Annotated in this window: 19 protein-coding genes; 8 read left to right on the top strand and 11 right to left on the bottom strand. The window is 44.8% G+C overall.

The genetic code is table 11. The annotated features are described in order from the left end of the window. Positions 1-144: 144 nt before the first annotated feature. The 5 genes from ACE1CM_RS14395 to ACE1CM_RS14415 all read right to left on the bottom strand — a co-directional run bounded on the left by ACE1CM_RS14395 (position 145) and on the right by ACE1CM_RS14415 (position 1,919). The gene (locus ACE1CM_RS14395; RefSeq protein ID WP_374878223.1) at positions 145-357 is read right to left on the bottom strand and encodes a helix-turn-helix domain-containing protein; all 213 of its coding nucleotides are present in this window, start codon (positions 355-357) and stop codon (positions 145-147) included. A gap of 188 nt (positions 358-545) precedes the next feature. Further along, entirely contained in the window at positions 546-758 is a 213-nt protein-coding gene (locus tag ACE1CM_RS14400) for a helix-turn-helix domain-containing protein (RefSeq protein WP_374878207.1), read from the bottom strand. Between the two features lie 171 nt (positions 759-929). Further along, positions 930-1,148 (bottom strand): helix-turn-helix domain-containing protein, encoded by a 219-nt coding sequence (locus ACE1CM_RS14405; protein ID WP_226592135.1) that lies wholly within the window; start codon positions 1,146-1,148, stop codon positions 930-932. 168 nt (positions 1,149-1,316) lie between these two features. Beyond that, positions 1,317-1,529: a helix-turn-helix domain-containing protein gene (locus tag ACE1CM_RS14410; protein ID WP_374878208.1), complete on the bottom strand. Its 213-nt coding sequence runs from the start codon at positions 1,527-1,529 to the stop codon at positions 1,317-1,319. Positions 1,530-1,700: 171 nt separating this feature from the next. Continuing rightward, on the bottom strand, positions 1,701-1,919 hold the full coding sequence (locus tag ACE1CM_RS14415; RefSeq protein WP_226592121.1) for a helix-turn-helix transcriptional regulator: 219 nt from the start codon (positions 1,917-1,919) through the stop codon (positions 1,701-1,703). Positions 1,920-2,038: 119 nt separating this feature from the next. Here ACE1CM_RS14415 and ACE1CM_RS14420 point away from each other — a divergent pair, with 119 nt between their 5' ends. Both ACE1CM_RS14420 and ACE1CM_RS14425 read left to right on the top strand, forming a co-directional pair. Further along, positions 2,039-2,545, top strand: a complete 507-nt coding sequence (locus tag ACE1CM_RS14420) for a hypothetical protein (protein ID WP_374878209.1) — start codon at positions 2,039-2,041, stop codon at positions 2,543-2,545. A 95-nt stretch (positions 2,546-2,640) separates the two neighbouring features. Then, on the top strand, positions 2,641-3,693 hold the full coding sequence (locus ACE1CM_RS14425; RefSeq protein WP_374878210.1) for a HEAT repeat domain-containing protein: 1,053 nt from the start codon (positions 2,641-2,643) through the stop codon (positions 3,691-3,693). A gap of 81 nt (positions 3,694-3,774) precedes the next feature. Here the strand turns inward: ACE1CM_RS14425 and ACE1CM_RS14430 are convergent, their stop codons facing one another. The 4 genes from ACE1CM_RS14430 to ACE1CM_RS14445 form a co-directional block, all read right to left on the bottom strand. Continuing rightward, positions 3,775-3,990, bottom strand: coding sequence for a hypothetical protein (locus ACE1CM_RS14430; protein ID WP_374878211.1), 216 nt, complete (start codon positions 3,988-3,990; stop codon positions 3,775-3,777). Between the two features lie 33 nt (positions 3,991-4,023). Then, a complete protein-coding gene (locus tag ACE1CM_RS14435; protein ID WP_374878212.1) occupies positions 4,024-4,977 on the bottom strand; it encodes a Rieske 2Fe-2S domain-containing protein in 954 nt (317 codons plus the stop codon). 115 nt (positions 4,978-5,092) lie between these two features. Then, positions 5,093-6,532, bottom strand: a complete 1,440-nt coding sequence (locus tag ACE1CM_RS14440) for an NAD(P)/FAD-dependent oxidoreductase (RefSeq protein WP_374878213.1) — start codon at positions 6,530-6,532, stop codon at positions 5,093-5,095. A gap of 26 nt (positions 6,533-6,558) precedes the next feature. Continuing rightward, positions 6,559-7,866: a glycosyltransferase gene (locus ACE1CM_RS14445; protein WP_374878214.1), complete on the bottom strand. Its 1,308-nt coding sequence runs from the start codon at positions 7,864-7,866 to the stop codon at positions 6,559-6,561. Positions 7,867-7,973: 107 nt separating this feature from the next. Between ACE1CM_RS14445 and ACE1CM_RS14450 the strand changes: the two genes are divergently transcribed. From ACE1CM_RS14450 to ACE1CM_RS14460, 3 genes are all read left to right on the top strand, one after another. Beyond that, positions 7,974-8,663, top strand: coding sequence for a TetR family transcriptional regulator (locus tag ACE1CM_RS14450; RefSeq protein ID WP_374878215.1), 690 nt, complete (start codon positions 7,974-7,976; stop codon positions 8,661-8,663). A 23-nt stretch (positions 8,664-8,686) separates the two neighbouring features. Next, entirely contained in the window at positions 8,687-9,520 is an 834-nt protein-coding gene (locus tag ACE1CM_RS14455; protein WP_374878216.1) for a class I SAM-dependent methyltransferase, read from the top strand. Positions 9,521-9,700: 180 nt separating this feature from the next. Beyond that, positions 9,701-10,159 (top strand): hypothetical protein, encoded by a 459-nt coding sequence (locus ACE1CM_RS14460; RefSeq protein WP_374878217.1) that lies wholly within the window; start codon positions 9,701-9,703, stop codon positions 10,157-10,159. Positions 10,160-10,608: 449 nt separating this feature from the next. On the opposite strand, the gene ACE1CM_RS14465 is transcribed toward ACE1CM_RS14460, so the two are convergent. Continuing rightward, positions 10,609-10,935, bottom strand: coding sequence for a hypothetical protein (locus tag ACE1CM_RS14465; protein ID WP_374878218.1), 327 nt, complete (start codon positions 10,933-10,935; stop codon positions 10,609-10,611). A 143-nt stretch (positions 10,936-11,078) separates the two neighbouring features. Between ACE1CM_RS14465 and ACE1CM_RS14470 the strand changes: the two genes are divergently transcribed. The 3 genes from ACE1CM_RS14470 (at position 11,079) to ACE1CM_RS14480 (ending at position 12,129) form a co-directional block, all read left to right on the top strand. Next, complete coding sequence (locus tag ACE1CM_RS14470) at positions 11,079-11,429, top strand: hypothetical protein (protein WP_374878219.1); 351 nt, start codon at positions 11,079-11,081, stop codon at positions 11,427-11,429. Positions 11,430-11,533: 104 nt separating this feature from the next. Continuing rightward, complete coding sequence (locus tag ACE1CM_RS14475; RefSeq protein WP_374878220.1) at positions 11,534-11,785, top strand: hypothetical protein; 252 nt, start codon at positions 11,534-11,536, stop codon at positions 11,783-11,785. Beyond that, positions 11,782-12,129, top strand: a complete 348-nt coding sequence (locus ACE1CM_RS14480; RefSeq protein WP_374878221.1) for a type II toxin-antitoxin system PemK/MazF family toxin — start codon at positions 11,782-11,784, stop codon at positions 12,127-12,129. Before ACE1CM_RS14475 ends, ACE1CM_RS14480 begins: the two co-directional genes overlap by 4 nt. A 57-nt stretch (positions 12,130-12,186) precedes the next feature. Here the strand turns inward: ACE1CM_RS14480 and ACE1CM_RS14485 are convergent, their stop codons facing one another. Beyond that, positions 12,187-12,327, bottom strand: coding sequence for a hypothetical protein (locus ACE1CM_RS14485; protein WP_374878222.1), 141 nt, complete (start codon positions 12,325-12,327; stop codon positions 12,187-12,189). Positions 12,328-12,440: the final 113 nt, after the last annotated feature.

The raw sequence follows: 12,440 nt of genomic DNA on the forward strand, positions 1-12,440 counted from the left end.
GATGGACTCCGAAAGCATTGAAAACAATAAAAGTAGATAGGAACCTAAGCTTGACTTAGAGTGACTAGGTAGACGACGTTTGACGGTCGTAGCGAGAGTTTTACTCTGTCAGCAGAATCGAGCGTGTCTTTAGACCTGAGATTGTCAATCCTCCACTATCTCTACCAATTCCTCAATCATCACATCAAACGTGCGAGCCAGCTTTTTTAGGGAAATAAAGTCAACCGTGGACATTCCAGAACAACGGGCATAGTGCCTGACGGTGCTGTAAATCACTCCAGAACGTTCTGCAACCTCCTTGAATGTCCAGCCCTTCTCTGCCGCTAGTTCTCTGACTTTTACTCTAACTAACCCCATGCTTGACAAATGATGGCATACCATCGTTTAATTACGATCGTGTTAAAAGCGATCGCCCTCCCGTCTGGCAAACTGTAGAGGGACCGCCAAAATGCCCCAAAAAATCAGAGGCAAATACCTACAAGAGGTAACTATTATGGTATCAACACCAGAGCGGCGAGCGCAAAGTGTTGGAGATTCCCGATGGCTTACTCCTCCAGAATTTCCACCAAGTCCTCAATCATCACATCAAACGTGCGAGCTAGCTTGTAGATGGCGGTAAAGTCAACCATTGACATTTCAGAACGACGAGCATAGCTTTTCACTGTGCTGTATATTACCCCGGAACGCTCAGCAACCTCCTTAAGTGTCCAGCCTTTCTCAGCTGCCATTTCGCGAATTTTTAGTCTGACTAAACCCATGCTTGACAAACGCCGCAATTGCATCCTAAGATAATCACAGTTTAAAAGCGATCGCCCCCCAGTCTCGCAAACAAAAGGGCGATCGCTTAAATACCCCAAAAAATGGGAGACAGATATATGGTATCAACACCAGATCGCAGATGGCAAAGCGATCTAGGTTGGCGATCGCACCTATTCTTCCAGAATTTCAACCAAGTCTTCAATCATGACATCGAACGTCCGCGCCAACCTGTGGATGTAAGCGAAGTTAACGGTTGTCATCCCCTGACACTGAGCATAGTTTCTGATTGTGCTGTAGCCTACACCAGAACGGTCGGCAACTTCTTTGAGCGTCCAACCTTTATCAGCAGCAAACTCTCGAATTCGCAACCTAACTAAGCCCTTGCCCATCTTGACAAATGACAATCTGCTGTCGTTAAATGAATTTATCTTTAAAAGCGATCGCCCCCCAGTCTAGCAAACAAAAGGGCGAGCGCCAAAATACCCCAAAAATGGGAGACAGATATATGGTATCAACACAACAGCTGCGATCGCAAAGCGATCTAGATGCGCTAGCGCTTACTCTTTTACAATCTCCACCAAGTCCTCAATCATCACATCAAACGTCCGCGCCAGCTTGTAGATAGCGGTAAAGTCAACCATCGACATTTCAGAACGGCGAGCATAGGTTTTCACTGTGCTGTAGATCACCCCGGAACGCTCAGCAACCTCCTTGAGTGTCCAGCCTTTTTCTGCTGCCAGTTCTCGAACTTTCACTCTGACTAAACCCATGCTTGACTCACGGCGCAATTGAATCCTATAATAAATCAGATTTTAAAAGCGATCGCCCCCCAGTATAGCAAACAAAAGGGCGATCGCCAAAATACCCCAAAAATGGGAGACAGATATATGGTATCAACACAACAGCTGCGATCGCAAAGTGTTTGCCTAGAGCAATCTCACCTAATCTTCCAGAATTTCAACCAAGTCTTCGATCATTACATCAAACGTCCGCGCCAGCTTATGAATGGCAGCAAAGTCAACCATTGCCATTCCAGGAGAACGGGCGTAGTTGCTAATTGTACTGTAGCCAACACCGGAGCGTTGAGCAACTTCCTTGAGAGTCCAGCCTCTTTCAGCGGCAAACTCTCGTACCCGTAACCTCACTAAGCCTTTACTCATATTGACAATTTACAAGATTTTGGATTAAATCAAAGAGTGATTTAAAATAGCGATCGCTCCCAAGCCGAGAAAACTAAAGGGCGATCGCCAAAATACCCCAAAAAATGGGAGACATTTATATGGGAGACATTTATATGGTATCAACACCAGAGCGCAGATGGCAAAGCGATCTAGGTTCGCGATCGCAGGTTATCGGAGAATCGAAAATCATCCATAAATCGGCAACAGTACACCACCTGGCGAGATTTGTAACTGAGGAAACAGTCGCCCTACTATTCAAGATAGCGCCAGAGCAGATTAAGCGCATAGAATGCTGGCAATATGTAGTCTATGTTCACGGCGTAGGGGTGAGTTGCTTCGTTAGTTATGCCGATTTTCCGCCGATTTTGGCGGTAAATGCCCCTACGGCTCAAGATTTCGTCAGATGGCGCAAGCGTTGGAGGAGTAAGTTTGCGCCCCAGTTTTGGCAGGAATTTTACACCCATCAATTTCTCTACACCCTCTCAATACCTGAGTTGTTCGGGTGGGGACAGTTGGTAGGATTGGTAAAATCGGCGCTGTCAGAGGCGGTATTGGAGAAGTTGCGGAAAGTGTTTGCATCCCAGAAAATCTGTTTGGAGTTTTGAGCAGGAATTGCGTAACCGTCAATCAATCGCAGCTGTGGAACCCAAGTTGGCTTAGTATATATTAAGTCCAGACTCAATTAGACTTGGGTATCATTATGATCTTAGCATTAATTCTGGGAATAATCGGTGTTTTAGCTGGAGCAGCTTTAACCTATTGGCTAATGCAACAAAAACTTGAGGAGCAAAAACAAGAATATTTAAACCAAAGTCGCCAACTACAAAATAATTTAGAAAGCAGCCACGAATCGCGAATGCAAGAAACTATTAAATCCTTGCAAAGAGATTACGATAATCAGTTAACCAAAACAAAAGAGCAACTAGAAGCTGCTCATCAGTCGCAGATGCAAGCAACGATTCAATCTTGGCAAACCGACTATCAGAATCAGTTGAAAGAATTAGAAACCGCTCACGAGTTGCGGATGCAAGAAGCAATTCAATCTCAGTTAACAAGAACGACTGAAGAATTAGAAGCTGCTCATCAATCGCGGATGCAAGCAACAATTCAATCTTGGCAAACCGACTACCAAAATCAGATAAAAGAATTAGAAGCTGCTCACGAATCGCGGATGCAGGAAACTATCAAATCTTTGGAAGCCAAGTATCAAACCCAATTACAACAAGCAGAGCGTTTATTAGATTCAGCGCCACAAACTGCACCGATTCAGTATGATTCTACAGCGCCAGTAGAGGTAGAGCAACAGGTTGTTGCTTCTCCTGTTAAAACTAGCGATACTGCTAGGAAATATCCGCAGGAATTAGGCGAAAAAATACTAGCTTGGGGAGAAACTAGAGCAAGTATCTATATTTCCCCCTTAATTGAATTGGTTTATAACTCTGATAGCTATATTCGCCAGAATGTTGCATTAGCTTTGGGGAAAATTACGGCTTCTAAAACTAGCCGTTCCGATCTCGATCGCGTTATTCCCGTTTTAGGTAAATTAACCAAAGATCCAGCGGCGTCAGTGCGTCAGTCTGCGGTAGAAGCTTTAGGAAAAATCAAATCCGAACGAGTTATACCCTTTATCCAAAATGCTTTACGCGACTCAGATGGTAATGTAGTAAAATCTGCTAGTGCTGCCTTGAATCAAGTGAAATTTTATCGCGTGAGTCAGGAAAGTAAACCTGCTAAAACTCAACGTAAGCGGTAATTTTTTTTACCGCAGAGGCGCAGAGGACGCAGAGGAAAGAGAGAAGAAGAGGTTATATCATGTTCGCTTGAATACCCTTAGTTAGGACTGACGCTCCTGACGCGGGGATAGGGGGACGCTCTGAGTTTTAATTATGGGTGAAAAGCCTGACATCATATTATTGGTGTAGAGACGCTTTTGAGGGGGCGTCTCTATTATTTTACAGCGGATTTCAACCGAGTGAAGTACAGCCTTTTGGCTTCGGTTGTGTAGCGGCAGCATTAATGCTGCCGCTACACAAACCAAGGTGTAGCTCATGGGCCTGCTTTGCCGCTATAATGGTCTTAAACTTTACCACTCCCGGTAAAGTTTTTCTGCATAAAACATAATCTCTTCATTGGGAAGTCTAATTTTTGGTTTTTCTTTGGGATACAAACTTTCAATCGCTTTTGTATCCTGATCGATAACTGTAGCAGCAGCCTTCAGAAATGAATTCTTGAGCAAGGATGTTAAAATCGGATGTTTAAATTTGCCAAATACTAGGAGAAATGTCTTGGTTCTGTTTTCGGTTTCCGGGTAAAGAACGTGAATTTGAATCGCCTGTCCCAAGGAAATGTTGATAACCAATGAAGTCAATGCAGGAAAGGCGTATTCAAACTGATTTACCCAGGTTTTGGGGAGAGTTAATAAGGCTGGATTTGCCAGTATTTCTCCCAGGGTATTGTCATCTTTGATAACTTTCTGTACCAACTTGGTGCAGTAACCATTTTCCTCATAATCGCTGACTTCAATTCCCTTGATTTTGAAAACTTCCCGGTGGGTTCCATTTTGGTGATTGTAGTCATAGTTTATCTTTATGTTGGTGAGAAAATCACCGTTGATACTCTTTTCGCCAGTCACGCCTAAAAATTGGAAGCCTTCGGAAATTCTGGGAATTAAATCGGGAACGGGTATTCTTGGTTCGTATCCACCATAGGTCCAAATACAATCGCCGACGATAATTGTTTCTAAAGGTTTGGCGACGGGTTTTACATCCTGTTTCCCTTCTTGGTAAAGTCTGCCTTGTCCGTCAAATTCCAGCGCGTGAAAAGGACAAGCGATGGTGTTTCTTTCTTTACAAATCCACCCATCTGATAAAGGTGCTTGCATGTGCGGACATACATTGTCGAGGGCAAAAACTTCTCGTTTTTCGTTTTGCCACAAGACATAATCTTGCCCGTTTAGCGTAATCTTATTGGGTTTATTAATTCCCAACATCGACTTGTGAGCAATCAACCAAGGCGCACCGGGTAAAATAGGATTCATTGTTTTCTCCAATAAGATGTAACAATTCGCGCATCAGTTGTCAAAATCTCTGTATTCTCTTCCTCTGCGTCCTCTGCGTCCTCTGCGGTTCATTCAATTAGTCCTTTGGCATTTCTCAAGACATCACCTTTTCAACTCCTCCCTTCACAACGCTCTTTTCTGGAGATGATGGGGAAGATTGGATAATTTGCCTAAGCACCTGGATAAAAATGCGGGGATGAAACAAAGCAGTCGATGGTTTGAGCATGTGCATCACTTCTAGAAACCTGCGGTAAACGTCAGTATTGTTCATCGCCAGCTGCAATATCCCATCCATATATCGGTGCATCAATTGAGTGAAAAAATCCGGTTTCCCGCCTTCAGTTCCCGGACTGCGATAATCCTCGCTTGTCGCCGCCATCCAAGGGACGGCATGAACTGTTGCCAACTGCTTTTGAACTTGTCGCGCAAAACCTTTAAAATTCCGGTTGGAATGCTGATGCAAGCATTTGTCTAATGTTTGTGCTTCTAGCGCGGCAACGGTGATGCCTTGCCCGTAAACTGGATTAAACGCACAAGCTGCATGTCCTACAACCAAAAAGTTTTCCGGGTAGCGGGGGAGACTATCGTAGTGACGCAGGCGATTTTCTGTGTCTCTGTAACCATAAATCGGCGTCAGAGGTTCTGCTTCTTTAATCGCCTCGTAGATTGCAGGAGTTGGCAGACTGCGGACGAATTCCAAAAATCCCGCTTCGTCGGTGGGTGGGTAGTCGCGATTTATTCCCCCCATCCCGGCAATCCAGCGATCGCCTTCAATCGGAAACAGCACCCCGCCCCTCGTCCCTTCCGGTGGTGCGGATTGCACAAACAGCGATTGCCAATCCGCCTGAAAGTTTTCTGGGCGTCGGTAAATTCGACTGGCATAGCCGACAAATGGATTGACAACTGTTTCTTTTGGTGGTATGTATCCCAATTCTTTCAGCCATTCTGGTGCTTTGGAAGTCTTGCCGCTGGCATCCACTACCAAATCTGCCAATAACTGCTCTTCGCGGATGCTGCCATCTGACGGATTTCGCCAACGCACAGACACGCCAGCGATACCCGTGTTATCCCCATTCGCCAGCAGTTTGGTTACCGTTGCGCCCAAGAGAAACCGCAGATTTGGGATCCCATTCATTCGGCGATGCACGCAGAAATCCAACAATCCGCGACTGAGTGCGATGATTTTAATCCCAGAATTAAACCGAACTGCCCAACCAAAACGACTATACCAAGCAGAATCTGACCCGACTTCCAATAAGGGCGCACCAGCAGCAATTAGTTCGTCCTTGAGTCCGGGAAATAGCTCTTCCAGTATCATTTGTCCCCGCGTCAGCAGCGCGTGCAGGTGTTGCGACTGGGGAACCCCTTTGCGCGGTACGGGTGCGTCAGGATAGATGTCGCGCTCGATAATAGTTACTTGCTGGAAGTGATTCGCTAATACCCGCCCCGCCAATAGTCCCCCGATACTTCCGCCAATCACCAAGGCATGACTTAAATTAGATGAGCGTGAGCTTGAATTATTCAAAGGCTGCATGATTAAAGTTCCCTCAAAATAAGTAATTAATCTGCTCTCAAAACTGGCTGTTTCGTTGCTGCCAACTCCTCCAATAGCGTAACAGCTAAAGTCGGTGCATCGTGACGGGCAATCTCAGCTTGAATAAGTTGCGCCTTCTGACGATAGCTTGACGAGGATAAAATTTGTTTCACAGCGTCTTTTATCTGCGTCGGCGTAGGCGACTTTGTTTTAAGATTAATACCCGCTCCAGACCACTGCACCCTGGCACATACTTCTGGCTTTTCTTCAGTTTGACCTGCTGCAACTATGGGTACGCCATTTGCTAAAGCCATCTGCACGCCGTTATACCCGCCGTTGGTCACCATGACATCAACGTGGGGCAAAAGATGGTAATGAGGGATAAACGGTTCTATCCTGACGTTTTTGGGAATTGAATCGAGTTTAATACTTTCTTTTGTCTCGCCGCCAGTCGTTACCACAACTAGCACATCTTCATCTGCTAGTGCCTTAATTGTGGGAACAATTAAATCATCCGCTTTAGTCGCTACAGTTCCCTGCGTAACGTGGATTACTAGCTTGCCGTTTTTCAATTCATCCCACCAAATGGGAGGCGTGAAATCAGCAGGTGGCTCAGGTAAAAGCGCCCCGACAAAATGTACTTGCGTTGGCAATTCACTGCGGGGATACTCAAACGCGGGAACAGTTCCTTGTAAATAAAGTAATGGTGATAATGTGGCATCTAAAAAATCTTTATAATCGGGTATTAATCCAATGCTACCTCGCATTCGATCTAGATAGACAGTAACATCGTTGAATATAACTCGCTGAAACAACCAGTTTAAACAACTATTACGCAAGCGTCCAAGCGTTGAGTTATCAGGTTCTATGCCCAATCCAAAAGGCGCTGTATCACGACTGCTAAAAGCCAATCCACTAATCCCAAAAGCAGCCCAAGGTGGCCCTCCTTTTTCATATATCCAGGCAGCGCCTAGAAAATAAGAATCGGCTAAAATTGCATCCGCAGGAAACTCCTTTAATATGTCGCTTAAGTCTTTAAATTGCGCCACAGCGCCGTCAATAAAAGCGTGCTTGAGGTAAAATTTAAATAGTGCCAATCCTGCTAAAGAATCTCTTGTTTTTAACCAATCATCAGGCAGGGTATTCAAATCGGAAAAATCCGCTCCCGTGCGTATGGGAATGTGGCGTGCGCCTGTCGCTTCTACCTTTGATTGGAAGTTTTTCCCGGTATACCACCACACTTGATGACCGCGATCTACTAGCTTGCGAGCAATTGGCCCGGCTGGATTGACGTGTCCAACCGCAGGTATTGTACCTATGAGAAAACGCGCCATAATTATTTAACTAATTGTTTAATTAGTATGAAGTAACTAAAGCTGAATGTCAACTACTAACCAATTTTTTAGTTAAGATATGATGGCAGTTAGGGTGATGGGGATCTGTGGGGGATTCAACAAAGTCACAACGCTCATCTAACAAGCGTCGGCAGGAGAGAGATCCAGAGGCGACGCAAAAGCAGATATTGGATGCGGCAGAGGAGGAGTTTGCCAAGTGCGGGTTAAACGGGGCGAGGATAGAAGCGATCGCATCCCGTGCAGGCGTCACCTCGGCGATGATTCATTACTACTTCCAGAATAAAGAAGGACTGTATAAAACAGTACTGCAACGACCAGCGGTGGAGATGCACCAGATGTTGCAGCAGCTAAACTTAGACCAGTTACCGCCAGAGGAAGCATTGAAGACAGCGGTGCGAGAGGCAATTGCTTACGAAGCAGCACACCCACGACGGGGGATGCTATGGTTTCAAGAAGCGAATCAAAATCAGGGAAAGTATTTCAAATTGGGAAATTGGCAAGAAACATTCGCGTACTTGATCGATATTTTGGAACGAGGAATGGCAGAGGGAACCTTTCGCAAAGTCGATCCGTTTTTGACCAGCCTTCAAATTGCCGGAATTTGTACGTTTTATTTTAACGCTCATGAAAATATCAAGCATCTAATGCCAGATGTAGATAGAATGAATCCAGAAACGATCGAACGATATACCCAGGAGGCGATTAATCTAATCTTGGCAGGCGTGAGAAATCAAGAAAAAGTAGGTGCGTTAACGAAGTGTAACGCACCATCTTAGGGATGAGTTAGGGAGCAAAAACTATGAGCCAATTTCCAGAACAGCACGATAAAGTTGCTCAACATTATGATTTTATTTTAGACTTTGAATCTGTTCGACTCTCAGAATATTTTCCGGTAGAGTTGGCAATTACAACTAGATACATTCAAAAGTATATTCCCAATTGTGCAATCGTTGCTGATATTGGTGTCGGAGTCGGTCACTATGCAGAATTACTGGCACGGCGTGGTTGTTTGCTTTATTTGGTCGATATTACACAGCAACTGCTCGATGCAACCTTAACAAGGCTGCGAACAAAGGGTTTAGAACAACAAATTCAAGCAATTAACCGAGCTTCAGTCACAAACTTGGAATGTTTTGAAAATGAAATATTTGATGCTGTTCTAATGCTGGGTCCACTCTACCATCTTTGTACGTTAGAAGAAAGAAACCAAGCAGTCAATGAAGCAGCCAGAATACTGAAACAGGGCGGTATTTTGTTTGCTGCTGGAATCAATCGCCTGACTTATCTAAGAGAATTATTTCGAGAATTTCCACAACTTGCATCAGCTAGAAAAGAATTTCACCAACAATTCCTTCAAGATGGAAATGTTGACCCAGAACACGCACCGCCAATCGGATTGGCTCATTTAACAACAGTTGCAGAATTCCGCCAGCTGTTTGAAAATAAATTTGAGGAAATATCGATGCTTGGCGTGGAATCATTTACGGGTGCATTTCAGAAAAGTTTAACTGAATTACCAGAAAGCGAAGTAGAAGCGTGGCTGGATTTAGTGGAACAAACTGCAACAACACCAGAAGGACTTGGGATGACCGATCATTTTCTGTACATTGGCAGAAAGCGAGTTGAATTTTAATTCAAGCAATCGGTGTGTTGATTTATTTAGAACAAATGCTCACGCCAGTAACGCCCAATTTGAAAACCGAGATGGGGTAAAATATTACCAAGGGGGAAATTAGCCTAAAATCTTGGTATAATTAATCAAGATTTTAGATAAACTAATGAAGTGCAACATTATCTCAATCCAGTTAAATCCATGTCAATAAACCGTGCATTTGCTATTCTCGCACCCGTTCCAGAAATTGAACTGATTTCAGCCAAAGAAGTCTGCGATCAACAAGGAAAAGTTGCCTTTGGCAGTAAGTTGTTTGAGTTGTTTCGCAAAATAGATACAACTAGAGGCGAAGAAGAGATTAATGTTTTTATTTACGCTTCCATGCCAGGAGAATCAATTGGAGCAATGGTATCTTGGCAAGGCGTATATGTGGGGCACGTGGAGGCGCGCCGCAACGGTACTCACCCAGGTGGAGCTAAATTTCGCCCAACCACAGCTTATGAAACGGATAAGTCAAATTCCTGGGTGATTTATTGGGAAGTCCGAGATTTACAACAGATCGAACCATTCCCGATTAAGTCTTTACGAGGATGTGATAAGAAAACCAATTATCCTCCTCATTTTGTACCTGAAACTCCACTGCTGATCGAATATCCCTGAAAAATTTTTAGCATTCCAGCAGAAAAAACTAGAGTGGAAAATATCCACCCTAGTTTTACGTTAGATCAAATGCGTTGACTAGCAATGCTTAAGCGATCTTGAGATCTTGCACCTTTCGCATTAGCCCCCCAGAGAATAAATGATGCTGTTGGTAAAGTCGGAAAACCTAACCCCCCAACCCCCTTCCCTCCAAGGGAAGGGGGAGCCTGAAAGCCCCTCCCCGCTTCTGTTAGGGGTTTGCGATCGCCTCGTTACCAGGCTCCGGCCTGGTAACGCAGATCTGGAGGCAGAGCCTCTTTTTGGCGCAGGAGGCTCTGCCTCCACGCACAGCATTCCCAGGTGGAACCTGGGAAAGAGCCACCTGGGGGGTGAAACCCCTCAATCTATTCGCCAACAGGATCATTTATTGCAGGGCGGGCTATGAGACTGATGCAACATCTAGCGATCGCCTACCGCGCCGGAGGTATATCGAGCCTGATTCGTTTTGTGAGAATGCTCATCACTTTTCCAGGATTGGGCGCTCTTAGCAGCCGACTCCACTCGCTGACATGAGCAAACTTCAACAAGTGCAGCGTGTTAATCGTGGAAGTGACTACTCTGGCAGATCCAATCGCAATCAGTCTCAGCTGTTCCGATTCATCGAGTGGATCTCCCAGATTGTCCGCCAATGGCAAAGCAGGATTTTCCAAGGAAAAAAAGCTTTTTACTGGAACTTTATCAGCCAGTTTCCGCGAAGAGGCTGTTTTGCCTCGCCGCTTGGTACTATTTTTTGACATGATATGTCTGTGCCTCCTTTAGGCTTTGACTAGAGGGGGTAAAGTCGCGTTTTGGGTGGTCCAGACCCAAGGCGCGGCGTCCTTTACTTGGTATGATAATATCACAACGCTTATAAAAAGATTATATTCTTTGGTAAAGCTTTATGAACATGGACAAACTGCTACAAATACTTCAGGAGCGGGGACTGTTGCAGAAGCTTCCAGACAAGCGCCTGACCACCAACCCTTTGCCGATTACGCGCTACATAGGAATGGTGATCAGCGCGTCAGGAACGGGGAAGTCGGTTACCGCTAATCTCGACGCAGCAATGGATACTTACATCAACGCCTGTCAAGAACATCATCTTGTTGAGTGCAAGGCTAGGGCGATGTCGGTTGGGAAGTCACTAGAGGAGTATATCGCCGATCAGCTCGCCCAAAGGCTTGGGGATTATGAAGAAGCAGTCGGGAAGCGATCGCGAAAGGGAACACAGGAAGAAAAAGAGGAAACTTAAAATAGAAGCGTGCGATCGCAGGCTTGCATTTTGAATCCCAATGTAGGAAAGGACTGCAAAACAATTAATTAGATTTATTTTTTATAAAAGCGAAGGCAAGTAAAATGCTCTCATCAACTTTACTAGAAATTGACCGTTTGATTGATACATTGTCTCCTCAAGAACAACTGTGGTTGTTAGAGCGTATTGCTAAAAAAGTGCGGCAAAGGACACAGGTACAAGATAAATTTGCTGATGCCAAATATATGGAAACCCAACTAGCAGCAATGGCTAACGATCCACATATTCAATCAGAAATTGCTGCAATAAATGAAGAATTTGCCGTAACAGAAATGGATGGTATGGAAAATTTATGACTATTGAGAGAGGGCAAATTTATTTTGTCAATCTTAACCCAGTGCAGGGAAAAGAACAGGCCGGAAAGCGACCTGTTTTAGTTTTATCGATTGATAATATTAACCAATTGCCTCTCGTTGTGACTGTGGTTGTTGGTACTAAAGGTGAGAATGTACCCCAAGATTTTCCTACCAACGTGCGTGTTTCTCCAGCAGAAAGTGGATTACTTTTAGAAACAGTGTTTCTGTGTTTTCAAATTCGTTCTTTGGATAAAAGGCGATTTCCTGCTACACCTGCTGGGCAGCTATCAGATGCAAAAATGCTAGAAGTTGAAGCAGCTGTTCGTTATTGTTTGGGTTTATGAAATGTGGGAGCGCGATCGCACTCTCTTTTAAGAGCGCGATCGCACAAAGTTGCAAAACTATTTCACAGGTGTTCCCAAGCGACGCCAGGGGGCGAAACCATTTTCCACACCCACTAAAGCGGGTGCAAGTTCGGGATGGTGACGGCGAAGCACGGTGAGGAAGGAATTATCGGGACTTAAACAAAAATTAAGAGCCAATGAAGGTATAATTCAGGCATGGCAAACATTTCACGTTAAGAGTTGAGTCATGAAAGAGACAACTCCCGCCTCCATGCCACCATGCTTCGAGAGATGGTGTAAACGCTTTGATG

This window comes from Microseira sp. BLCC-F43 (assembly GCF_041929235.1).
Classification (GTDB): Bacteria; Cyanobacteriota; Cyanobacteriia; order Cyanobacteriales; family Aerosakkonemataceae; genus Microseira.

Bases quoted from the DNA above. Each gene is read 5' to 3' on its own strand.
- ACE1CM_RS14430 (WP_374878211.1), bottom strand. From the start codon at position 3,990: ATGAGCTACACCTTGGTTTGTGTAGCGGCAGCATTAATGCTGCCGCTA.
- ACE1CM_RS14415 (WP_226592121.1), bottom strand. From the start codon at position 1,919: ATGAGTAAAGGCTTAGTGAGGTTACGGGTACGAGAGTTTGCCGCTGAA.
- ACE1CM_RS14480 (WP_374878221.1), top strand. From the start codon at position 11,782: ATGACTATTGAGAGAGGGCAAATTTATTTTGTCAATCTTAACCCAGTG.
- ACE1CM_RS14470 (WP_374878219.1), top strand. From the start codon at position 11,079: ATGAACATGGACAAACTGCTACAAATACTTCAGGAGCGGGGACTGTTG.
- ACE1CM_RS14410 (WP_374878208.1), bottom strand. From the start codon at position 1,529: ATGGGTTTAGTCAGAGTGAAAGTTCGAGAACTGGCAGCAGAAAAAGGC.
- ACE1CM_RS14395 (WP_374878223.1), bottom strand. From the start codon at position 357: ATGGGGTTAGTTAGAGTAAAAGTCAGAGAACTAGCGGCAGAGAAGGGC.
- ACE1CM_RS14445 (WP_374878214.1), bottom strand. From the start codon at position 7,866: ATGGCGCGTTTTCTCATAGGTACAATACCTGCGGTTGGACACGTCAAT.
- ACE1CM_RS14425 (WP_374878210.1), top strand. From the start codon at position 2,641: ATGATCTTAGCATTAATTCTGGGAATAATCGGTGTTTTAGCTGGAGCA.
- ACE1CM_RS14455 (WP_374878216.1), top strand. From the start codon at position 8,687: ATGAGCCAATTTCCAGAACAGCACGATAAAGTTGCTCAACATTATGAT.
- ACE1CM_RS14475 (WP_374878220.1), top strand. From the start codon at position 11,534: ATGCTCTCATCAACTTTACTAGAAATTGACCGTTTGATTGATACATTG.
- ACE1CM_RS14460 (WP_374878217.1), top strand. From the start codon at position 9,701: ATGTCAATAAACCGTGCATTTGCTATTCTCGCACCCGTTCCAGAAATT.
- ACE1CM_RS14405 (WP_226592135.1), bottom strand. From the start codon at position 1,148: ATGGGCAAGGGCTTAGTTAGGTTGCGAATTCGAGAGTTTGCTGCTGAT.
- ACE1CM_RS14435 (WP_374878212.1), bottom strand. From the start codon at position 4,977: ATGAATCCTATTTTACCCGGTGCGCCTTGGTTGATTGCTCACAAGTCG.
- ACE1CM_RS14400 (WP_374878207.1), bottom strand. From the start codon at position 758: ATGGGTTTAGTCAGACTAAAAATTCGCGAAATGGCAGCTGAGAAAGGC.
- ACE1CM_RS14465 (WP_374878218.1), bottom strand. From the start codon at position 10,935: ATGTCAAAAAATAGTACCAAGCGGCGAGGCAAAACAGCCTCTTCGCGG.
- ACE1CM_RS14420 (WP_374878209.1), top strand. From the start codon at position 2,039: ATGGGAGACATTTATATGGTATCAACACCAGAGCGCAGATGGCAAAGC.
- ACE1CM_RS14440 (WP_374878213.1), bottom strand. From the start codon at position 6,532: ATGCAGCCTTTGAATAATTCAAGCTCACGCTCATCTAATTTAAGTCAT.